The 22,388-nt window shown below is 35.9% G+C and carries 21 protein-coding genes and 1 other annotated feature; all 21 genes read right to left on the bottom strand.

Annotated features, from left to right (window positions below):
- Window positions 1-148 precede the first annotated feature (148 nt).
- Window positions 149-1,261 carry a Nif3-like dinuclear metal center hexameric protein gene (locus tag GH715_RS19215; protein WP_153836791.1) on the bottom strand — a complete coding sequence of 371 codons (1,113 nt, stop codon included), beginning with the start codon at window positions 1,259-1,261 and terminating at the stop codon, window positions 149-151.
- On the bottom strand, window positions 1,248-1,940 hold the full coding sequence (locus GH715_RS19210; protein WP_153836790.1) for a tRNA (adenine(22)-N(1))-methyltransferase: 693 nt from the start codon (window positions 1,938-1,940) through the stop codon (window positions 1,248-1,250). Before GH715_RS19210 ends, GH715_RS19215 begins: the two co-directional genes overlap by 14 nt.
- A gap of 72 nt (window positions 1,941-2,012) precedes the next feature.
- Window positions 2,013-2,372 carry a cytochrome c550 gene (gene cccA / locus GH715_RS19205; protein WP_153836789.1) on the bottom strand — a complete coding sequence of 120 codons (360 nt, stop codon included), beginning with the start codon at window positions 2,370-2,372 and terminating at the stop codon, window positions 2,013-2,015.
- Between the two features lie 144 nt (window positions 2,373-2,516).
- Entirely contained in the window at window positions 2,517-3,068 is a 552-nt protein-coding gene (locus GH715_RS19200) for a hypothetical protein (protein WP_153836788.1), read from the bottom strand.
- A 119-nt stretch (window positions 3,069-3,187) separates the two neighbouring features.
- On the bottom strand, window positions 3,188-4,303 hold the full coding sequence (rpoD, locus tag GH715_RS19195) for an RNA polymerase sigma factor RpoD (protein ID WP_018931604.1): 1,116 nt from the start codon (window positions 4,301-4,303) through the stop codon (window positions 3,188-3,190).
- A 20-nt stretch (window positions 4,304-4,323) separates the two neighbouring features.
- Complete coding sequence (dnaG, locus tag GH715_RS19190; RefSeq protein ID WP_153836794.1) at window positions 4,324-6,147, bottom strand: DNA primase; 1,824 nt, start codon at window positions 6,145-6,147, stop codon at window positions 4,324-4,326.
- Between the two features lie 407 nt (window positions 6,148-6,554).
- The gene (locus tag GH715_RS19185; protein WP_153836787.1) at window positions 6,555-7,394 is read right to left on the bottom strand and encodes a pyruvate, water dikinase regulatory protein; all 840 of its coding nucleotides are present in this window, start codon (window positions 7,392-7,394) and stop codon (window positions 6,555-6,557) included.
- Window positions 7,395-7,419: 25 nt separating this feature from the next.
- Window positions 7,420-9,513 (bottom strand): glycine--tRNA ligase subunit beta, encoded by a 2,094-nt coding sequence (gene glyS / locus GH715_RS19180; RefSeq protein WP_153836786.1) that lies wholly within the window; start codon window positions 9,511-9,513, stop codon window positions 7,420-7,422.
- Window positions 9,500-10,396: a glycine--tRNA ligase subunit alpha gene (gene glyQ, locus GH715_RS19175; protein ID WP_153836785.1), complete on the bottom strand. Its 897-nt coding sequence runs from the start codon at window positions 10,394-10,396 to the stop codon at window positions 9,500-9,502. Before glyQ ends, glyS begins: the two co-directional genes overlap by 14 nt.
- Before the next feature lie 532 nt (window positions 10,397-10,928).
- Window positions 10,929-11,106 (bottom strand) — a binding site (T-box leader).
- Window positions 11,107-11,154: 48 nt separating this feature from the next.
- Complete coding sequence (recO, locus tag GH715_RS19170) at window positions 11,155-11,907, bottom strand: DNA repair protein RecO (protein ID WP_163578777.1); 753 nt, start codon at window positions 11,905-11,907, stop codon at window positions 11,155-11,157.
- A 25-nt stretch (window positions 11,908-11,932) separates the two neighbouring features.
- Complete coding sequence (locus GH715_RS19165) at window positions 11,933-12,073, bottom strand: YqzL family protein (protein WP_163578776.1); 141 nt, start codon at window positions 12,071-12,073, stop codon at window positions 11,933-11,935.
- A gap of 138 nt (window positions 12,074-12,211) precedes the next feature.
- Complete coding sequence (era, locus tag GH715_RS19160; RefSeq protein WP_018931597.1) at window positions 12,212-13,117, bottom strand: GTPase Era; 906 nt, start codon at window positions 13,115-13,117, stop codon at window positions 12,212-12,214.
- A 174-nt stretch (window positions 13,118-13,291) separates the two neighbouring features.
- Complete coding sequence (locus GH715_RS19155; RefSeq protein ID WP_153836784.1) at window positions 13,292-13,663, bottom strand: diacylglycerol kinase family protein; 372 nt, start codon at window positions 13,661-13,663, stop codon at window positions 13,292-13,294.
- Complete coding sequence (gene ybeY, locus GH715_RS19150) at window positions 13,635-14,105, bottom strand: rRNA maturation RNase YbeY (protein WP_153836783.1); 471 nt, start codon at window positions 14,103-14,105, stop codon at window positions 13,635-13,637. Before ybeY ends, GH715_RS19155 begins: the two co-directional genes overlap by 29 nt.
- Window positions 14,106-14,107: 2 nt before the next feature.
- Window positions 14,108-16,249 carry an HD family phosphohydrolase gene (locus tag GH715_RS19145; RefSeq protein WP_153836782.1) on the bottom strand — a complete coding sequence of 714 codons (2,142 nt, stop codon included), beginning with the start codon at window positions 16,247-16,249 and terminating at the stop codon, window positions 14,108-14,110.
- A gap of 117 nt (window positions 16,250-16,366) precedes the next feature.
- A complete protein-coding gene (locus GH715_RS19140) occupies window positions 16,367-17,320 on the bottom strand; it encodes a PhoH family protein (RefSeq protein WP_153836781.1) in 954 nt (317 codons plus the stop codon).
- A gap of 2 nt (window positions 17,321-17,322) precedes the next feature.
- Window positions 17,323-18,528, bottom strand: coding sequence for a sporulation protein YqfD (gene yqfD / locus GH715_RS19135; RefSeq protein ID WP_153836780.1), 1,206 nt, complete (start codon window positions 18,526-18,528; stop codon window positions 17,323-17,325).
- 31 nt (window positions 18,529-18,559) lie between these two features.
- Window positions 18,560-18,838, bottom strand: coding sequence for a sporulation protein YqfC (gene yqfC, locus GH715_RS19130; RefSeq protein WP_163578775.1), 279 nt, complete (start codon window positions 18,836-18,838; stop codon window positions 18,560-18,562).
- Between the two features lie 373 nt (window positions 18,839-19,211).
- Entirely contained in the window at window positions 19,212-19,715 is a 504-nt protein-coding gene (locus tag GH715_RS19125; protein ID WP_153836779.1) for a hypothetical protein, read from the bottom strand.
- A 79-nt stretch (window positions 19,716-19,794) separates the two neighbouring features.
- A complete protein-coding gene (gene floA, locus GH715_RS19120; RefSeq protein WP_018931589.1) occupies window positions 19,795-20,793 on the bottom strand; it encodes a flotillin-like protein FloA in 999 nt (332 codons plus the stop codon).
- 26 nt (window positions 20,794-20,819) lie between these two features.
- Window positions 20,820-22,154 carry an NfeD family protein gene (locus tag GH715_RS19115; protein WP_153836778.1) on the bottom strand — a complete coding sequence of 445 codons (1,335 nt, stop codon included), beginning with the start codon at window positions 22,152-22,154 and terminating at the stop codon, window positions 20,820-20,822.
- Window positions 22,155-22,388 lie beyond the last annotated feature (234 nt).

Genomic DNA, 22,388 nt, shown 5'->3' with positions numbered 1-22,388 from the left:
GGAAAGGGAAGTGGGCAGCCGGAGTGGTAGTTATCATCAAAATATATGTCAAAATTACTTCAGTGACTGTGTATTTATTTTCGAACAAAGGGTATTTTCATTACTTCACAGTTTGTATCTACAATCATTCAAGCGCAATTCATTTGGCTTATTGGTAACGAAATGGATCGGTTGATAAGGTTGAGATCTCTACTTCGATTTTTTCTGGTAATGCATCAAGGTTTGCTAAGAAATAATCTTTTACTCCTTCTTTCATTACTTCCTCGACATGGTGACCTGGATCAATCAAGCAAATCCCCGCTTCCTTTGCATCTTGCGCTTCATGAAAGGTTAAATCACCCGTTATATATAGATCAGCACCAGCATGGCGTGCAACATCAATATAACCTTTACCACTACCTCCAAGTACAGCAACCTTCTTAATCCATTTATCTTGGTCGCCAACATAACGCAATGCTGGGATATTTAAATTACGTTTTACTAATTCCGCATATTCTGATAATTTCATCGGCTTAGCGAGCTTACCGATTCTGCCTAACCCTTCCTGATTACCTTTATTAGCAAGTGGTACTAGGTCATACGCCATTTCTTCATATGGATGTGTTTGCTCTGCAGCTTGCAAGACAGCAGACAACTGTGATTTCTTTATAATAGTTTCTACTTTATACTCATCTACTTCCTCTATTTTACCTTGTGTACCAAGAAATGGATTAGTTCCTTCTAGCGGTTTGAAAGCTCCTGTTCCTGCAGCTCTGAAAGTGCAATGGCTATAGTTACCGATGTGCCCTGCTCCAGCATTCCCTATTTTCTCGACCACATCATCCAAGTGTGATTGCGGAACATAGACGATAAATTTCAACAGTTGGTCTTCTATGGTTGGTACTAATACCTTTGTGTTGATTAGTTCTAACCTTTGCGCCAGCAGGTCGTTTACACCCCCACTGACTACATCTAGATTAGTATGAGCTGCATATACGGCGATATTGTGCTGAATTAACTTTTTCACTACTCTTCCTTTCGGATCTTGAAAATCAATTTGCTTTAAACCTTTGAATAACAGCGGATGGTGCGCGATAATAAAGTCAACATTTTTCTCAATCGCTTCATCTACGACTGCGTCTATCACATCTAACGTGATCATTATTTTCTTCACTTTTTGGTCCTTTGCTCCTACTTGAAGGCCTACATTATCCCAAGACTCTGCAAATTGTTTAGGAACCCATTTCTCGAATAAGCGGATTACATCCTTAACGGTTGTCATCTTCTATTACCTCCTCAATCCATTCTATCTCTGTTTCTAGTTTCCTCATTTTTTCAACCGGCAAGTTTGCAGCTTGTTTCATCTGATTGATTAACTTGATACGTTTTTCTTTTTCATGGCACCATTTTTTTAAAAAAACTTCACTTTTTTCTTGTAAAAGGTATGGACCAAATAGTAGTTCTTGTTCAGAAAGTTCTGGAGACTTATTTTGATAATTACTAACTATAATCTCATAAATATATCCATCCTCAGTAATAATTTCTTCTGCAACAATCTGATAATGATGATCAATTAACCACTTACGAACAATTTGAGCGTCTAGATTAGGTTGTAGAATTAATCGGGAGACACCAGATAATTTCACCTTACCTTCTTCCAATATGGTTCGAATTAGTTTCCCTCCCATACCAGCAATGGTAATTTGATTCACTTCTTTTTCCTTAATCACTTCCAAGCCATTCCCTTTTCGCACTTCAATTCTGTCAGCTAGTCCATATTCTCCAACGGTTTGCTTTGCCCTTTCAAACGGACCCTGGTTAACTTCACCAGCAATGGCTGTTGCATGTTCGTGCCGTGAACAAACATAACATGGTAGATAAGCATGGTCAGAACCTATATCAGCAAAATGAATTGGATCCTGCAGGTATTCGGCTAGTTGTTCTAATCTTTTGGATAACATATTTTTTGTCCTCTCTTAACTATATTGAAAGATGAAAAAAGCCTTCTGTAGACACAGAAAGCTTTTGCAAATTTATTCTTGTCCCTCAGCAAGCCATTCAGCTAACACTGCAGCTTCTTCGTTCGTTACTAAACCACCTGGCATATTACCATTCTCAGAACCGTTGATAATCATACTTTCAATTTCTTCAACACTTAATCTCTCATGAACATCATTAAGCGATGGACCACTTCCACCTTCTAAGTCACCGCCATGACATCCAATACAGCTTTGTATTAGTGCTTCTGGATCAGCTTCTGTTGTTTCACCTTCACCATCTCCACCTGTTGCAATTCTTTCTTGTTCGTTGAGACCAACTACGGATAATATGATCATCGCTAAAATCCCAAGAACTGCAATAAGTGCAAAAGGTATAATTGGATTTTTCTTCATCGTTTTTTCCTCCTTCAATGACACGTCAAGTTGGGTTTTACGTACCAACAATTTTTTCTACTATGTATAAATGGAAAACCATCTTTATTTTACTTTAAAAAAGACAAATAGAAAAGTGATACTCATTAAAATTCACGAAAATGTCTAAAAATAATGAAAACCAAGCATAATGATCAGAATAATTAAAATAAAAACACCTGCCACTTGTAAGAAAAATTGCTTTTGTAATTTACCAAAAGTAATCCAAGAAATACTATTAATAAAAATCCACAAATAGGTGATCCACGCTAATTTAATATGGTTATTCATCCATAATACAGTAGCAAATAAAAACACTACAAAAAATATCATAACAGCAAAAGAATTTTGTAATCCACTATGCCGTGAAAAAATCTTCATCATCGCGAACGCGATACAGAGTGTGAGAACGATACCAATTATTTGTACTAAAAGATTATCGGTAAATTGAAAAATGAAAAACGGCAATAATATCAGTAAGGTGTCCAAAAAATAAAACAATAAATAATAAGGTGTTTGTTTCGTTTCTTTATTTTTCTCTGATAGCCCTTCACCTTCCGTATAAAGAGCTAGCAAAAAATCACAATACTGATTGGGCAACAATTGATGTGTTTTCCAGTAATTAATTTCGTTAATAATTGTTTGCTTACGTTCTTCTTCCATTAATACCATCTCCAAGTCAGAACCACTTTAACCATTATATCGGATAATTAGATGAAACATTGATAGTCTAAGCAAAAATTTAAAATGAACTATCTTCTGTGAAAGAAGATAGTTCATTAATCACACTTAAAGATTTATTCCAAGAAATCTTTTAACCGTTTACTGCGACTTGGATGACGTAATTTTCGTAATGCCTTTGCTTCAATTTGGCGAATTCTTTCACGAGTCACGCCAAATACCTTACCGACTTCTTCTAATGTTCTTGTTCTGCCATCATCTAAACCAAAACGCAATCGAAGCACGTTCTCTTCACGATCTGTTAGTGTATCTAAGACATCTTCTAATTGTTCTTTTAATAACTCATATGCTGCATGATCTGACGGTGAAGTAGCTTCTTGATCCTCGATAAAGTCTCCAAGGTGTGAATCATCTTCTTCACCGATCGGTGTTTCCAAGGATACAGGCTCTTGAGCAATCTTTAAAATTTCTCTTACCTTGTCAGGTGTTAAATCCATGTCCTTCGCAATTTCCTCTGGCGTTGGTTCTCTTCCCAGATCCTGTAGTAATTGACGTTGAACACGAATCAGTTTATTGATTGTTTCTACCATATGAACAGGAATTCTGATCGTTCTCGCTTGGTCAGCAATTGCTCTTGTAATAGCTTGGCGAATCCACCAGGTTGCATAGGTACTAAACTTAAATCCTTTACGGAAATCGAATTTTTCTACTGCTTTTATAAGCCCCATGTTACCTTCTTGAATAAGGTCTAGAAACAGCATACCGCGCCCGACATAACGTTTGGCGATACTAACAACTAAACGAAGGTTTGCTTCCGCTAACCTTTTTTTAGCGTATTCGTCACCTTCTTCGATTTTCTTTGCAAGATCAATTTCTTCCGAAGCAGATAATAAATCAACTCGACCAATTTCTTTTAAATACATACGAACTGGGTCGTTAATTTTAATTCCTAACGGTACACTTAAGTCATTTAGGTCAAATTCTTCCTCTTTTGACAGCTGCTGCATGGTAGGATCTTCATCTGAATCTCCTATCACTTCAACACCTTGTTCATTCAGGTACTCATAGAATTCATCCATTTGGTCAGATTCTAAGTCAAAATTTGATAATCTTTCTGCTACTTCCTCATATGCTAATACACCACGTTTTTTACCTAATTCCAATAATTGGTCTTTGGCCTGCTCAACTGTTAATTCAGCTTCTTTTGAACGTGACGGCTTGTTTTCTGCCATGAGTGCCCCTCCTTCCAAAACTAACTCCAATTTTTCGATTGTTGTTTTATCTTTATAATCTCCATTGCTACTTTAGCTGCTTCTTTTGGATCTGTTTTCTCTAACTGTTTCATTTGTTGTTGTAGTTGTTTAATTTTCTCACTGTCTGTCTGTTCTGATTGAATAAGATGGATATAATCTTGCAGCTCCTTCTCTGATATTTCCCAAGAATAATCCATCATTGATAACTCAACAACTGTTTGTTGAAGATTTGCATCTTCCAGATATGTTAAGAAATGACTGGGATCAGGTGGATTCCCTTCCTCATAATATCCGTACAGATGGGTTACAATAATTTGATGTTGCTCTAAATTGAACTTAGATCCAATTGTTTCTCTGACTTTTTCTGCAATGTGAGTATTTTGTAACATGAATGCGATCAATCGACGCTCTGCATTTTGATATGCTGGCGGTAAAACATTTAACTGTTTCGGTGTATATTTCTGTTGATTTCCACCATTAGTATTACCAAACCTAGCATGGTTATCATCATTTTTTTTGATATTTCGCATTTGAGACATTAATTCTTGTGATAAAGCATCATAAGAGAGATTAAACTCTTCTGCTAATTCTCGTATATAATGATCTCGTTCAATAGAACTATCTAACTGTGCAATTTCCCCTATTACTCTTTCTACATATTGCAGTCGATCTCCTTCAAGTTTTAAATTAAAATTCTTTTTTAAATATTTCATGAAGAAGACCATTTCGGTATCTGCTGTTTCGATCACTTCTGTTCGAAATTTGTCACCGCCATACTCTTGTATATATTGATCTGGATCATAACTATGAGGTAATGTTGCTACTTTTATGTTACAACCAACTTTTTTCAATAACTGAATAGCTTTATAGGTAGCATTTTGACCGGCATCATCAGCGTCATAACAAATGAGAACTGTATCAACATACCTTCTTAGAAGACTGGCATGTGATTCGGTTAAAGAAGTTCCTAATGATGCTACCCCATTTGTAACACCAGCCTGATAAGCTGCAATTACATCCGCAGAGCCTTCAAATAGTATGACTTCTCCTTTTTTCCTAATTTCACTTCTAGCCAGATCAAAGTTGTAGAGTAATTTACTTTTCTTAAACAATGATGATTCAGGACTATTCAGATATTTAGGTTGCTGATCTGAAATAGTTCTCCCTACAAATCCAACTGTTTTCCCTAAATGATTACGAATTGGAAAAATAACTCTTGCTTGGAATCGATCATAATAACTTCCTTCATTCCCAGCCGTTAATAATCCAGCATTTGCCATTCTCTGTTTGTGGAAACCTTTTTTCTCTAAAAATTGCGCAATAAAATCTCTTGATGTTGGCGAAAAACCAATTTGAAACTGATCGATTGCCTCATCTGAAAAACCTCTATCATATAGGTATTCCAAAGCTTTTTTTCCATCTTTTGTATGACGTAACAAATGATGGTAAAGCTTAACCAACCACTGGTAAGCATCTAAAATGGTCTGCTCTTCGTTATTAACCCTTTCATTTGCTGGTTCTTTCAATTCAGGAATCGACTGACCAGATTTTTCAGCTAAATATTGAATAGCCTGTTGAAAAGTATATCCTTCCATTTCCATAATAAATGTTATGACATTGCCACCTTTGCCACAACCAAAACAATGATAAATTTGCTTTTCTTGATTAACGGAAAAAGAAGGTGTATTTTCAGAGTGAAAAGGGCAAAGTCCAAAATAGTTGCGGCCTTGTTTCTTTAATTGAACATATTCTCCTACAATATCAACAACATCATTAGCATGACGAAGTGATTCAATTGTTTCATCTGACACTTGATAGGCCATTTTTATCACCATTTCTTACAACTTACTCAGTATAAGGTTCGACAATTTTCTCATCCTCAGTATAAACAACAGCTATTACTGTAGAAACAGTACAGCCTCTTGTTAACATAATACCTCCAACTTAGTTATGATAAACACCATAATTAATATTATCCATACGATGACAATAATTTGTCGGATAACAAAAAAGTCCTTACGGATACATTATTCTACACAAAACCGCAAATTCCTGCTAAATTCTAAGTTTTTTTGAAAAAATGTTTTCTTTCATTGATAATATGTGGTGAAATGTCTAACAAAACCTTATTATATTAGTAAGTAATATACATTTTATTGATAATATAAACATTTTCACAAAATATAATTATAATACATAAATAAAATATTTGCCAACATCTTAACTTATATTATTCACTTGCCTTGTTATCATGTAAATCCCAATAAGGCTGATTGATCATATTTAGAATAATATTAGCTGTTTCTTCGACAGCTTTATTCGACACATCAATCACAGGGCAACCCAGTTGATGAATAATCCTATCAAAATAATCTAATTCAGATTCGATTCGGTTTAAATTTGCGTATGCAGCTTGATCATCCAGTCCAAGACTCTTCAGTCGTTCCTTCCTAATTCCATTTAATTTTTCAGAACTGATTCTTAACCCAATACATTTATGGGTAGGAATGTTAAATAAGGAAGAAGGCGGTTCTACTTCAGGAACAATTGGTACATTCGCAACCTTCAATTGCTTGTGTGCCAAATATTGTGATAACGGGGTCTTGGACGTTCTGGAAACCCCAATTAATACGATATCTGCTTGTTCTACCCCTCTTGGATCTCTGCCATCATCATAGCGAACTGCAAATTCAATAGCTTCCACTCTACTAAAGTAATCTTCATCCAGCTTATGAATAAGTCCTGGCTCTTGTTTGGGTTTCTTTTGAAATTTTCGTTCCATTGCCTGGAGCATCGGCCCCATTATATCCACACATTCGACATTTTTATTCGCGGATTCCTGGATTAAAAACTCTCTGAACATTGGGTTGACTAAAGTGAATCCAATCATTGCACCTAATTGTTTTGCGTGGTAAACAGCACCACGCAAAACTTCGATATTTTCTACATAGGGTATGCGGTATAAATCATAGTCATTTTCACTCATAAATTGACTGAGTGCTGCTTTTGTTACTAATTCTGCTGTTTCACCAACTGAATCAGAAACAACATAAATGATTGCTTTTTCCATGTACGTGATGTCCTCCTCAGTCCACCTAAATCTGCGTCTGTTTCCATTGGACTTTGGTTAAATCTGCAAATTGATGAATTTCATCGGCAATTACTTTCAATAAAGCTAAACGATTATGACGAATCTGTTCATCATCAGCCATTACCATTGTATTATCGAAGAATTGATGGATAGGCTCAACCAATGGTGTTAATTGTTCCAGTGCTTCTTTGGCATCTTTCTTCACCATTGCCTTGCGATATGGATCTTTTATATCTAAAAATGATTGATATAATTGGTTTTCCTCATCTTTTTCGAAAAGATTGGAGTCGACAGTTACGTCTCCCTCGGCTTTCATTGCTAAATTCATTACGCGGACGAAAGCTTCTTGTTTGTCTTTAAAATCAATGTCTGTACGTTTTTCTTTCAATAATTGTGCTTTTTCTAGTAATAACGAGAAATCTGATAATTCATTGACAAGAACTGCCTCTATAATATCAGCTTCAATGTTTGCTTCTTTCATAATATATGCAGCACGTTGTTTGAAAAATGATTCTAATTGTGTTAATACGTAAGATTTTTCTGTTGTTGAAATATTTTTGGCATCAAATAATCCAAATACCTTTTCGATTAATTGATTAATATTAACATCCCAGCTATTATGTTGATTAATCTGTAAAATACCTAGCGCTTGTCTTCTTAAAGCATAAGGATCTTGAGAACCACTTGGTATCAAGCCTACCGCAAAACATCCAACAATTGTATCGATTTTGTCTGCAATACTTACAACAGATCCTACCACACTAGCCGGCAGTTTATCATGAGCATTTCTCGGCATATAATGCTCTTCTATGGCTTGGGCAACAGCATCTTCTTCACCAAAAATTGTTGCATATTTTCTTCCCATTATACCTTGCAGCTCCGTGAATTCATTAACCATGTTGGTTACTAAATCAAATTTGCTGATCTTCGCAGCTCTTTCGATTTGCTTCTTTTCCAGCTCCGGTAAATCTAATTCATTTGCAATAATTTCGCTTATTTCTATTACTCGTTTCACTTTGTCTGCAATTGTACCAAGGTTTTCTTGGAACACCATCCGATCTAATTGTTTTAAGTTATTATCTATTGATTGTTTCTGATCCTCTTCATAGAAAAACTGTGCATCCTGTAGTCTTGCCTGTAACACCTTTTCATTACCTCTTGACACTGTACCAATGTGATCATTTGTACCATTACGCACACCAATAAAATACGGTAATAACTGATTATTTTCCGTTTGAACAGGGAAGTAGCGTTGATGCTCTTTCATAGAGGTAATTAGTACTTCTTTTGGTATATGCAAAAATTCCTCACTAAAGTGGCCAAAGAATACAGTTGGATACTCTACTAGATGTGCTACTTCTGTTAGTAAATCATCATCAACAGGAATATGCCATCCTTTTTCTTGTTCCAGTTGCTTGATACCTTCAACAATCATTTGTTGCCGTTTCGTTGTTTCTGCAATTACATATTGCTTACTTAATAGCTGTGAATAGTTAGATGGTGTTCTTATTTCTATTTTCCCCCCTAAAAAGCGATGACCGAAGCTGACATTACTTGTCTGGACACCTGCAATCTCAAAAGGAATAACATTTTCATCTTGTAAGGCTACTAGCCATTTTATCGGTCGAATAAAGCGCAAGTTTTGATCAGCCCAACGCATATTTTTAGGGAAGTTTAGGCTGAGAATAATATCTTTAAAATCCGGTAACAACTCTTCCTGTGTTTTACCTTTTAAATATTTATTTACAAAAACATATTCTGTTCCATTAATTTCTTTTACATACAGATCATCTACAGACTTTCCTTGACCTTTGGAGAAGCCGATCGCAGCTTTCGACCAATTCCCTTCATCATCCCGTGCGATCTTCAGGGCAGGGCCTTTTGCTTCTTCTTCTTGATCGGCTTGCTTGTAGTCTAATCCTTCAATCAGTACAGCAAATCTCCTTGGTGTTATATAGGTGGTTAGGTTTTGATAAGCTAATCGAATATTTTTAAGCCATTCGATCGTTTTATTCTTTAATTGCTTTTCCGTGTCATTCATAAAACGAGCTGGCATTTCTTCTAAACCAACTTCAAATAAAACATTAGTTGTTTTCATGACGGTTTTCTTCTCCTTTCAACATCGGGAATCCAAGTCTTTCTCTTTCTGCTACGTATAACTTAGCGATCTCTCTTGCTAAATTACGGACACGTCCGATATATCCGGTACGTTCTGTTACGGAAATAACACCTTTTGCATCTAATAAATTAAAAGTATGAGAACATTTTAAAACATAATCATACGCAGGAAAGACTAAATCTTTTTCCATTGCTCGCTTTGCTTCTTGTTCATATGTAGTGAACAAGTCAAAAAGCATGTCTGTATTAGATTCTTCAAACGTGTACTTAGAATGTTCATACTCCGGCTGGTAGAAGATATCTCCAACTGTAACTCCTTTTGTCCATTCTAAATCAAATACATTCTCTTTATCTTGAATGTAGGAAGCTAATCGTTCGATGCCGTAAGTGATTTCAACGGCTACCGGTTTTGCTTCTAGTCCACCAATTTGTTGAAAATAAGTGAATTGTGTTATTTCCATACCATCTAACCAGACTTCCCATCCTAATCCAGCTGCACCTAAAGTAGGGTTCTCCCAATTATCTTCAACAAAACGAATATCATGATGTTTAGGATCAATTCCTAACTTCTCTAATGATTCCAGATATAGTTCTTGAATATTGTCTGGAGATGGTTTCATAATCACTTGGAATTGATGGTGTTGATATAATCTGTTTGGATTTTGCGCATAGCGACCATCTGCTGGTCGACGTGATGGTTCTACATATGCTACGTTCCAAGGTTCCGGACCTAGACTACGTAACAGGGTCATAGGTGACATTGTTCCGGCCCCTTTTTCAACGTCATATGCTTGCATTAAGATACAATTTTGATCTGACCAATGCTTTTGTAAAGTTAATATCATCTCTTGAATATTCTTCATCAGTACATCCTCCTATGTATAGACGGTTTGATAACAATTTTAATAAGAAAACTTTAAACACATCATGCGAACTAGTGAAAATACTATTTGTTTAAACAGTCACTTATGAAGTAATTTTGACATTTATCATGATGATAACCGACACTCCGGCTGCCCACTTCCCGTTCCGTGGGGTTTGCCCTTCAGCTAACGTTTTCGAGCATAATCCGCTCGAAAACGTGGATCTTCAGGTCAAAAAATTCCCACAGGTGTGGAAGTGGGCGGCCTTCGCTAAGATTTGCTCCACAACGCTAGTATGAAGACGCATCGTATTTCTGTACACGATGGATTTTTCCGTTGAGCCATCTTACTAAAGCTTTCGCGTCTTCCAGACAAAGAACTGGCAAGCAAACGTTCTTAGTTTTCTACTCACCCATATTTTGAATGGATGAGTAAAAATCCATGTCCACTTCATTTCGCAGTTTATGCATTATGTGTTATAGATGAGAGAGCAATAGAAAAACCCGTCCCTATGCCTTATCCACTGATAAAGCATAGGGACGGGTTTGCCCGCGGTTCCACCCTATTTGTCGTCAAAAATTAATGAAGACGACCACTTTCGTTAAAGCTGCTCCAGAGCGCCTTCCTGATTTTGACCTTGTTCAGCTTCCACCACCCTGAACTCGCTTAAAAGACAATGAATCAGTACTACTCTCTTTCTTTGCAATCCGCTATTCATTTCATTTTTACATCATACGCAAGATTACACCAATTGTCAATTATAATTTATCATTTAACTGATTCATCTGTTTCAGAAATCTTTTGGACTTCAAATAATAACCGCCATGCTCTTCGTAATATTGATCCATGATTCTCTGTAGTATCATTTTATTTTCAGTTTTTACTGAAATATTCCCGATTTGTTCCACTTCAACCCAAGCGAATAACGCCATTAGCTTTGCTACTTTTTCAGGTATCGAAATCGCATTCTCGTCTAATCGTACACAATTTCTGCATAACAACCCACCATTTGAAATAGAAAATACTTTTAAATCTTGGGAGTTTCCGCATGAAACACATTGTGTCACTACAGGAGCGAACCCTGCTTCTTTATACATTTTCCATTCATAGATCATTGTTAATATCTCAGGATCCTTATCATCATTTATTCGCTCAATTGTATGTAATAATTGCTTATAAATAAATGGGTTATACTTTTTAGCATCGACCAATTTATCCGTTAATTCTGCTAAATAGCTTGTATATGCGGTTTTAAATATATCTTCCCGTATTTTACGAAAGGAAGTGATTACTTCGCCTTGCTGAATAGTAGCAAGACTTGATCCTGGCTGAATCAGGAATGAACCATGAATAAATGGCTGCGTAATAGCAGCCATTCTACTTTTTGTTTTCTTTGCACCTCTTGCTATGGCACCAACTTTTCCTAATGTTGGTGTTAATATCGTCACAATTTTATGTGTTTCCCCATAATCCTGTGTTTTCAAAATGAAGCCTTCAACTTTTTCAAACACAAGCTTCACCTTTCCCTTTCACTATTTACAAATGAGTATCCTTTAACAACGAATCGTCTATTTCTTCTTCTTCTTCTTCAAAATCATCTGACTCCACTTGTTTCATCCATAAGTACGCTTCAATATTGCCTGTTTGACTAAATATCTTCCATGGTACATCGATCACAATAAACCTCACCTTTCCTTATGGTAATCTTTCATTGTGTTCAATATTAGATTTTCCTGAAATCTTCATTCAATTAGTAAAAATATTTACCATGTATCAAACTACAAACAACAACTTATCAAACATTTACATCTTATTTTAATATTCATCCTGATTAAAACCAAATTCACTTAGTTGATGTGGTTTATTCCGCCAATTTTCTTGCACTTTCACCCATAACTCTAAATAGACTTTCGAACCTAACAATCGTTCGATATCTTGTCTAGCTCTTTTCCCAATCTCTTTTAACATTTGACCTTGCTTACCAATGATTATACCTTTTTGTGATTTTCTTTCAATCACAATGGTAGCTTGTACTAAGACTTTTTCATCCTCACCACGATTATCAATTCCATCTATTACTACAGCAACAGAATGAGGTACTTCTTCTCTCGTTAATTGTAAGACCTTCTCTCGTATTAATTCACTAATGATAAACCGTTCCGGATGATCGGTAATTTGATCATCTGGATAATATTGAGGGCCTTCCGGAAGATGCTCTGTAAAGACATCCATTAAATGATTAACATTATTTCCTTCCAAAGCTGAAATCGGTATAATTTCTTTAAAAGGATACTTGTCCTTATATTGGTCTATAAGTGGAAGCAGTTGATCAGGATGAACAAGGTCAATTTTATTAATCACTAAAAAAACAGGTTTTTTAATTGATTCCAATCGATCCATGATATACTGATCACCCATACCATAGCCTTCATCCGCATTAATCATAAACATAATTGCATCTACTTCGTTTAACGTATTCTCCGCTATTTTCACCATGAAATCTCCTAATTTATGCTTAGGCTTATGAATTCCAGGGGTATCAATAAATACAATTTGTTTTTGCTCATCAGTGTATACACCTTGAATTTTATTTCTGGTAGTTTGTGCTTTATCGCTCATAATAGCAATTTTTTGACCAATAACATGATTCATAAAGGTCGATTTCCCTACATTTGGTCTACCAATAATGGCTATAAATCCTGATTTGAAATTGTTATGCATAACTTTTCCTCCGCTTTAAATCCTGTTGCTTATCTATAACATAATAATACTATATCTTCTCTGACATTTCATACTTTCGACAAAACTAGTGGTAAAGTTTAAAAATATGTGCTCCTATAGTGTAAAATCACGATACTAAACGTCCGTAAAACCTCCTCTAAGGAAATGTTCGGTTTATGACAAAATCTTTGGTGCAAAAATGAGACAAGCTATGATGATTGCCACAATGGCAGTCACTAAGACCGCTCCTGCAGATATGTCCTTGGCGACTCCTATCTGAGGTCGATGCTCTGGCTCCAAATAATCTAAAGCTCTTTCCAAAGCAGTATTCATCATTTCCATACTTATAACTGCACCAATCGTCAAAAACAAAATAGCCCATTCTATCACGGAAATAGAATAGAGAACCCCAGCAATTAAAACAATAGTTGCTGCAATAAAATGAATCACAATATTCCGTTCTGACAAAATGGCAATTTTCAGACCGTTCAATGCATACCGCAAACCAAAATGAATTTTATTTTTCTCGCGATAATCCGAACTCATTTAATATCTCCTCTTGTCTGGAAAACATTTTTCTTTCGTCCTCTTCATTCATATGGTCATAGCCAAGCAAATGTAAAAAACCATGTAAAGCTAAGAATCCTAATTCTCTAGAAAAAGAATGATTGTATTCCAAAGCTTGTTCATCTGCTTTATCAACCGAAATGATAATGTCTCCTAGCGTTACGGGAATATCAGCTCCTATGATCCTTATCTCTTGATCAACTTCTTCTTCAAGAGCAAAAGATAAGACATCAGTTGGTTTATCTAGTTCGCGATATTGTTTATTTAACTGTTGGATTTCATCATTATTGACAAATGAAATGGACAACTCTGAATCAGCTGCAATGTTTTCCTGTTTTGCAGCATAAGTAAGCAATTGACTAATTAAATCCAAATGTTCCTCTGATACTTTTTCTGTTTCATCATGAAAATCTATTTCCATTTCTATTTCGCCTCCTTCATGTTGGATTCCTTAGGGTACTGAATTCGAGAGTGGTAGATACCTTTTAATGTCTCACAAATTATTAATTTCATTTGTTCTAATTCCTTAAATGTTAAGGTACTATCGTTTAACTGACCGTCTAATAATCGATCTTCGAAAATAGATGATACAACTTTTTCAATCTCTTCCTGAGTGGGGTTTGCCAGTGACCTTGCAGCTGCTTCAATGGAATCACAGATTGAAACTACAGCAGCTTCTTTCGTCTTTGGTTTAGGCCCCTCATATCGAAAATCGTCTTCATTTACTTTGTCATTCCGTTCTTTCGCTTTGTAATAAAAATACTTCAATAAAGTCGTGCCATGATGTTGTAAGGCAATATCAATAATCTCGTTAGGTATTTTTTCTTTTTTTAGCAGCTTTGCACTATCAACTGGATGCTGTAAAATGATTTCTGCGCTCTGATAAGGATCAAGATAATCATGGGGATTTTTCATTCCCATTTGATTTTCTATAAAATAATGAGGCCGGATTGTTTTACCAAGGTCATGATAATATGCTGCAACGCGAGCCAGTAAACCATTTGCACCAATCGCTTCACAGGATGCCTCACTTAAATTAGCTACCATGATACTATGATGGTAGGTTCCAGGGGCTTCAATTAACAACTTACGTAATAATGGTTGATTAGGACTTGATAAAGCTAAAAGCTTTGTATCAGATAAAATCCGTAACCCCGTCTCAAAGAAAGGCAACATCCCCATTGTTAGTACTGTAGCAAATATAGCCGAGAGAAATCCATATCCACTTAAAGATAAATAATCTAACCACGAATATTTTTCGAAGGATAAGAATAAAAATAAACAGATTGTTACCATATTAATGACGGACGTAGCTAATCCACTTTTAATAATCGATCCTCTATCTTTAACTACTGACAAGGAGAAAATACTGGCTAACTGAGAGAAGATAATAAAAATTCCTGCTTCCATATTTAACAATCCTGGAATATCCGCATTAAAAATGACACTGCCAATCACACCATAAAATAACGACATAACTATAGCAATTCGTTCGTTAACTAGGATTTTTAATAACATAGATACCGTGGCGACAGGGGTAACTAAGTATAAAGGATTGACAGAAGTTGTATAAAAACTTACTACTTTCATCAGTAACACAATAAAAATGCTTAACACGCTAACTGCCAATAATTTACGAAAATGAAAATTAGACCTGTTCATATGGTGGCTTAATTCAAAAAACAAAAATAAGCCAATTAATGTAACTAACAGGAATAAACCAATCATCGGATAAAAATTCCGTTCTTCGTTTAAAAGGCCTGTAACCTCAAGCTCTTCATATAACTCATTCGTAATCAATTGTCCTTCTTCAACAATTACTTCTCCTGCTCTTATCATTACAGGCTCAACACTATTTCTCGCTTGTTGTTGCGCTTCATTAGTTTGGTCAGCAGAGAAAAATGAATTAGGTTGTATACTAAAGGCAATGAGTGGCCGTAAAGCATCCACAAAAGAAGGATCTAATGTTGAATACGTCAGTTTTTGTTGAGCTGTCTGAATGGCTTGATCAACTTCTTCGACCTTAATGCCATTATAATACGCATCATATAATGCAGTCGTAATTAATTCCTTCGCTAATATTCTTTCTTCATTTGTCGCTTGGAATAATGCTCTAAACGTAGCTCTATCAACTTCAAGAAGTAGTTGATCGTGAACTATATTTTCAAGATAAGTAATCTTTTCTGAAACAGAATCAAGGGTTTCTTCCTCCGAATCTAATTCGATATTTCCTGATTCGATTTTGTCTATCGCTTCGAAAACCTCATTTATATATGTAATTTGTTCTTCGGTCACTTCTTCCGAAATTTCGAAATGGTCCTCTACGGATTGGACTACTTCTCTAATCCTCCGTTCGGTTTCTTTGGTATTCTCGATCGTAATAGGGGAACGAATAGTTTCATTTGCTGTAGAAAACTTTTCTATATCATACGTTTCTGTATGAACATTCTGGTAAGTTACAACAAAAAAGATGCTTGCGATAGCAATGCATGCTGTAACTAATTGAATTTTATTATACTGAAAAAAAGAAACAACTTTTTGTTTTAACCACCAAAGTTTTTTCATTTCGATTCCCCCATCTCTTGGGCTTTCCATTCGTAAATAATTTTAGGAGAGAGTGACCTTAACTTTTACGGCACGATCCATACGTGAGACCCCCAAATGATGGAAGCCCCACTTCATTTAATTATCATATGCTTCGATAATTTTTTGTACTATTGGATGTCGTACCACATCAGATTGCGATAAATAAACAATACCGATACCTTTCATATTGGCTAGTTTTTCTTTTGCCTCCGTTAAACCTGATTGAACTCCGTGAGGCAAATCAATTTGAGTGACATCACCAGTAATCACCATTTTGGAGCCGAAACCTAAACGCGTTAAAAACATTTTCATTTGTGCATTGGTTGTATTTTGAGCTTCATCTAAAATAACAAAAGCATCGTCTAACGTTCTACCACGCATGTAAGCAAGGGGTGCAATTTCAATCGTTCCTCTCTCGATTAAACGCATCGTATGTTCGGTCCCCAATACATCATGTAAAGCATCATATAAAGGACGTAAATAAGGGTCGACTTTCTCCTTTAAGTCTCCCGGTAAGAAACCTAAACTTTCTCCTGCCTCAACTGCTGGTCTTGTTAAAATAATTCGCTTTACTTTGCCATTTTTTAGTGCGTGGATAGCCATTACTACAGCCAAGTATGTTTTACCAGTACCGGCTGGACCTATCCCGAAGACAAGATCATTCTGTTTCATCGTCTGCAAATAATGGCGTTGCCCTAAAGTCTTTACACGGATGGATTTGCCTTTTGCATTTTTGGTAATTTCATCTTCAAATAATGTTTCTAATTGGTTAATTTTACCTCTCTTTGCAAGATCTACTGCATAAATAACATCTCGCTCTGTGATCGTGATTCCTTTTCTAATAATGGTTAACAATCCATTTAAAACTTCTTGAATAACTTTTACATCTGTATTACTACCAGAAACACTAATTTGCTCACCACGAGAAGTAATCGATACTTGCAATTGTTCTTCTAATTGCTTTAAATGTCGATCTTCTGTACCGAAAAGTGTTAATGCTTCATTAGGATTTTCTAATTGTAAATCAATCATCTTTAGATCTTCTGACATAATCAATCTCCTTGAGTAATTGGTTGTTTCTTTGCAATATTTTCTAGTACAGTATAATACAAGGTTAATTTTACTTTACCACTCTCTACACTTTCGTGCAAAACTTTTTCATCCGTAATTTCTGCATCATGTGGAATTTCTCTCCTTAACTGTCTTCTACCTTGTTCTAATGCAATTTCCTTTGCTTTATCTTCACTAAGTTGTTCCTCTTTCAACTCTGCTTCATATATGGTTTGGTTTATATAACTGATTGGGAGTTTCCATTTTAAAAAATAAAAATTTTTTTCTTCAATATCGACTTGATAATGTTTATATTCAGGATTTTTAAAATTCCAGATCGGAATTAAATATTTAGAAGCATGTAAATAATGTTTTTGTTCTGTTTTACCATTGAGTACTTGATACTGGTTGTCCAACGGTATGGTCACTTCACTTTTATACCATACTTTAGCAATTACCTCTCCTTCTGCTGCCACAGGCTTTCGTGCTTCTTCTTCTTCATCTTCCTCCGAGTCATTTAGATATGCAGATACTAAAATATCTCCAGGATAGACAACATCATTGGTTCTTACGAGAGGTTGTCCTCTAGAAACAAATAAATCTTCAATAACACCTTCTTTGGTGGCTACTAAATGTCCTACTGCTTCCTCTTCTTCTTTTTCAACTATTGTCTTTTCAACACCTTCGAGATGAAAAGCAGATCCACTCTTTTTCACACCAATCCATAACAATTCTGGAACATCCGTTAATAACTGTTTTTGGATAGAAGCTGATGAATCTATATTCCACTGAAAGCTACCTTCTTCTATACCATATTCTTCTAATTGTTGGATGACTTTGTTTTCAATTTCTTCATCCAAACCTGATACATCAATTCGCCAAACGATATTAGACAAGAAAAAAATAACTGCCATAGCAACAAGGAATCCAATTAATAGTGGTTTTTGAAAAAGTAACTGACGAAGAAAAAAAGGTAGTCCATTTTTCCCTTTAAAATATACTTTGTAAATTGTTTTTCTTTTTACAACCCTTAGTTTAGGCAAATCAGATAATTTTATTTTCCCCAATGCGATTGTTTCGCTCTTTTTTTTGATATCCCAGGATGGAATATGATATTTTGCACACAAATCGAAAAAATGCTCTGGATACTGACCTTTAATTTCAATCGTGATATATCCTGATAACCAATTTTTGCGTTTGAAAAACATAAGCCCTTCCCTCCGAATTCAGACTTTACGATTATTGCTCAAAGGTGACATCTTTTATATTACCTTCTAGTAAAATGTCTTTATCAATCATGGTTTTCAAGACAAAATCTTCTCCTTTTATTCGAACATGTCCTTGGTGGACTTTTAAAAGTAATTCGGTAGAAGAAAAGATGATAAGGCCTTGATGATTTTCTATGTACGCATGAATGGATCCGATCATTGTGATCCGTGGCAATTCCAGTGTTACTTCAGAAGGCAAATCAAATGTACGTGTAAAGGCAGTCATAAATTTTTCTTTTATCTTTTTCACTGTTTATATGCCTCCCCTCAACTACATTCTATGAAAATATACAAATTTAAGAACAGTTATACACAACTGATGAAAGACAAATAAGAAAAGTGCAGAACGTCCGCTTAAAAACGTAACGGCTGGAGCTAATCTACTGAGCTAGAGGAATCACTGAGAAAAGCGAACCGATGATGACTTATCGTAGGGCGATTGCTGAAGTCACGTTAGCTTAGGCGAAAATCCCGTGGAAAGCGAAGTGGACAGCTGTAGCGATGGTTTCCTGTACAAGCTATTTCAAAATAGCTCTCTCTACTTACAAATTCGTTGATGCCGCGGATTATATACTTTCCTACATTACAAGTAAAAAAGCCGAATGGTTTCCCATTCGACTTTTTTAACGATAGTTCCGATAATGTTTTCTTTTTTGATAGGCACGAGGCGGTCCCAACACTTCTGACATAATAATCCCTTGAGCTATTCCTTTTGATGTTAAGTTTTTTTCAACTGATAAAGAAATCTGTTCTTTACTATCTTTTCGATACGCTCTTGGCGGCGGACCATCCTTAATGGCATCATGCTTACCTAGCTGCTGGTCTTTCGATTTATCCCGAATATTTTCTGCGTGCTGGATTTTTTCCTTTAATTTTTCCATTTGCTTTTCCTTTTGTTGAGCAAATGTCTCTTGTTCAGATTCAGGATTGGTATCGATTGTTTGCAAATCAGGAATAGTTTGATCTATTGTTGTTTCGGTTCTTGGCTGTTGCGTATGACTAGTTTTTTGTTGAACAGGTCTTTGTGGTCTCTTTTGGTTCTGCCCTTCATCTTTAGATTTTGACAGACCGAAAAGCCAAAACACTAATGCTATTATCGGAACAATAAAACTTAACAATTCATCCATTTACATCTTCCTTTCAGGGACTATTCATCAGTTATTAGCAATTTACGCCTTCTAACCAAGAAAGCCCCTATGAGGATTCTTACTTGTTGTCTTCTTCTTCGTTATCTGTTTCTGTTAATTTACCAATAGAATCACGCATATCTGTATCAGCATCAATATTCTTATAATTCATATAATCCATGACACCCATATTGCCAGAACGTAGTGCTTCTGCAAGTGCCTTTGGTACATCTGCTTCTGCTTCGACCACTTTGGCACGCATTTCTTGAACTTTTGCAACCATTTCTTGTTCCTGGGCAACTGCCATTGCACGACGTTCTTCCGCTTTTGCTTGAGCAATGTTTTTATCTGCTTCGGCTTGGTCTGTTTGTAAAATCGCACCAATATTTTTACCGATGTCAACATCGGCAATATCGATTGATAAGATTTCAAAAGCAGTACCAGCATCTAATCCACGGTTTAAAACGTTATGAGAAATAGAGTCGGGATTTTCTAATACTTTCGTATGTGCTTCTGAGCTACCAATAGTACTTACGACACCTTCACCAACACGGGCAATAACTGTATCTTCACCAGCACCACCGACGAGTCGATCAATGTTTGCTCGAACAGTAATTCTTGCTTTCGCTTTTACTTCAATACCATCCATTGAAATACCTGCAATAAAAGGTGTTTCAATTACTTTCGGATTAACACTCATTTGTACCGCTTCTAAAACATCACGACCTGCTAAGTCGATCGCAGCACAACGTTCAAAACTCAACTCAATATTTGCTCGTTGTGCAGCAATTAACGCATTAACAACTCGGTCAACATTACCACCAGCTAAAAAGTGGCTTTCTAATTGATTTGTCGTTACATCTAAACCTGCTTTGTGTGCTTTAATTAACGGGTTAATAACTCGTGAAGGAACAACCCTTCTCAAGCGCATCCCAACTAACGTAAAGATACTTACTCTTACACCTGCTGCAAGTGCACTAATCCACAGCATTACCGGAATAAAGGTAAATAGAATAGCAACTGCAATTACAATCAGCCCAATAATAATAATTGGAAAAATATCTCCAAATCCTTCCATACTACATCCTCCTAGAAATTAAAAGTTTATATTTTTCTTACTACAAGACGTGAACCTTCGACTTTAATGATTTTTATCGGTGTGTTCACATCAATAAAAGCTCCTTCTGACACCACATCCAGTCTTTCTTCACCAAACTCTGCAGTTCCTGATGGCCTTAGTGGTGTAACGGTAATCCCTTCCTGACCAATTAATTCTAATCGGTTTACACTAGAGACATAACCTTGCTCTGTAGTTGTTGAGTCTTTGAGAATAACATGTCTGAATACCCCTTTCTCCAAACCAATCGTTTTAAATAGAATAACAGCTACAATAATACTTGAAATAAGTGCAATAGCAATACTCATCGCCATATGCCCAGGATCATCAGTCGACATAAATAATGAAGCTACTATCGCACCAATACCAATGAAGCCGAGAATCCCCCCCGGTGCAAATATTTCAATAATAATTAAAACAATCCCTAATATAAGTAAAACAATTGCTTCATAACCTGCTAGACCAGCTATGATATGTCCATAAAAATATAAAACCAATGAGGCTATTCCAATGGAGCCTGGAATCCCGAAACCAGGGGAATACAATTCCACAATTAAACCAATACTAGCTAACGATAACAGAATCGGTACAACTATCGGATTTGTCAAAAAACGAGCTAAACCTTCTGCAGCAGTTGGTTCGGTTTCAATGACTTCTGCATCTGCTAAGGATAGATTACTTAATAACTCTGACCTGTGACTTACAATCCCTTGCGCATATCCTACTTCTACTGCATTATTAGCATCCAAAGTTAGGAAATCACCTTCTGGCGCACCATATTCAGGTAAATCAATTTCAGCATTTGCCATAGCTTCTGCATATAATGGATCTCTGTCTTTAGAGCTTGCCGCCCCTCTCATACTTGCAATCCATGCTGATTGTGCTTTTTTGTCAGCTGCGGTACCATCTGAATTAATGACTCCACTTGCTCCCATACTTGTTTGGGGTTTCATATAAATATTATCCGTATTTAAAGCAATATAAGAGCCTGCAGAAAGTGCTCTGACTGTAATAAATGAGGTCGTTTCGATCTCTAAATCCTGCAATATTTCTCCAATGTATTCTGCAGCATCTACTCGACCTCCAGGAGTATTAATTTCGAAAATAATATGATCTGCATTATTTTCAGTTGCCTCCGTTGTTGTCCTTCTAATAAACGCTTCTAAGCCACGTTCTACCTCGTTTTCTATTGGTATAACATAAACGAGTTTACCTTCTCCACTGTCTTCAGCAAGCACTTCCGTTTGAAAACTATTGGTGAAGGTAAATAGTGTTGCAATGATTGATATCGAGACCAACAACACAGATACGTATTTTTTCAAATCCCACCCTCCCTTCACTAAGTGCTTTGACATCTAAGTATTCATACGGAAATTATGTATAAAAAGTTTCATTAATCTACAAAAAACTTATATCAACGCATTCAGTTTATCATACTTATATCTACTAGAAAAATTTTTCACTTATATATGTATATACATAACCCCAACCATTACATTTGTTAAGGAAAGAGAATCAATTTTTGGTTCTTTGTCAAATGTGGTGGTGTAGTTTTA

It is taken from the genome of Gracilibacillus thailandensis, from assembly GCF_010994055.1.
Classification (GTDB): Bacteria; Bacillota; Bacilli; order Bacillales; family Amphibacillaceae; genus Gracilibacillus; species Gracilibacillus lacisalsi.
The sequence above is the reverse complement of the archived record's forward strand: the minus strand, read 5'-3'. Positions and strand labels throughout refer to the sequence as shown.

Coding starts and splice junctions, on each gene's coding strand:
- GH715_RS19215 (WP_153836791.1), bottom strand. CDS start 1,261: ATGACAACCGTTAAGGATGTAATCCGCTTATTCGAGAAATGGGTTCCT.
- GH715_RS19210 (WP_153836790.1), bottom strand. CDS start 1,940: ATGTTATCCAAAAGATTAGAACAACTAGCCGAATACCTGCAGGATCCA.
- cccA (WP_153836789.1), bottom strand. CDS start 2,372: ATGAAGAAAAATCCAATTATACCTTTTGCACTTATTGCAGTTCTTGGG.
- rpoD (WP_018931604.1), bottom strand. CDS start 4,303: ATGGCAGAAAACAAGCCGTCACGTTCAAAAGAAGCTGAATTAACAGTT.
- dnaG (WP_153836794.1), bottom strand. CDS start 6,147: ATGGCCTATCAAGTGTCAGATGAAACAATTGAATCACTTCGTCATGCT.
- GH715_RS19185 (WP_153836787.1), bottom strand. CDS start 7,394: ATGGAAAAAGCAATCATTTATGTTGTTTCTGATTCAGTTGGTGAAACA.
- glyS (WP_153836786.1), bottom strand. CDS start 9,513: ATGAAAACAACTAATGTTTTATTTGAAGTTGGTTTAGAAGAAATGCCA.
- glyQ (WP_153836785.1), bottom strand. CDS start 10,396: ATGAAGAATATTCAAGAGATGATATTAACTTTACAAAAGCATTGGTCA.
- era (WP_018931597.1), bottom strand. CDS start 13,117: ATGCATAACAATTTCAAATCAGGATTTATAGCCATTATTGGTAGACCA.
- GH715_RS19155 (WP_153836784.1), bottom strand. CDS start 13,663: ATGAGTTCGGATTATCGCGAGAAAAATAAAATTCATTTTGGTTTGCGG.
- ybeY (WP_153836783.1), bottom strand. CDS start 14,105: ATGGAAATAGATTTTCATGATGAAACAGAAAAAGTATCAGAGGAACAT.
- GH715_RS19145 (WP_153836782.1), bottom strand. CDS start 16,249: ATGAAAAAACTTTGGTGGTTAAAACAAAAAGTTGTTTCTTTTTTTCAG.
- GH715_RS19140 (WP_153836781.1), bottom strand. CDS start 17,320: ATGTCAGAAGATCTAAAGATGATTGATTTACAATTAGAAAATCCTAAT.
- yqfD (WP_153836780.1), bottom strand. CDS start 18,528: ATGTTTTTCAAACGCAAAAATTGGTTATCAGGATATATCACGATTGAA.
- GH715_RS19125 (WP_153836779.1), bottom strand. CDS start 19,715: ATGGATGAATTGTTAAGTTTTATTGTTCCGATAATAGCATTAGTGTTT.
- floA (WP_018931589.1), bottom strand. CDS start 20,793: ATGGAAGGATTTGGAGATATTTTTCCAATTATTATTATTGGGCTGATT.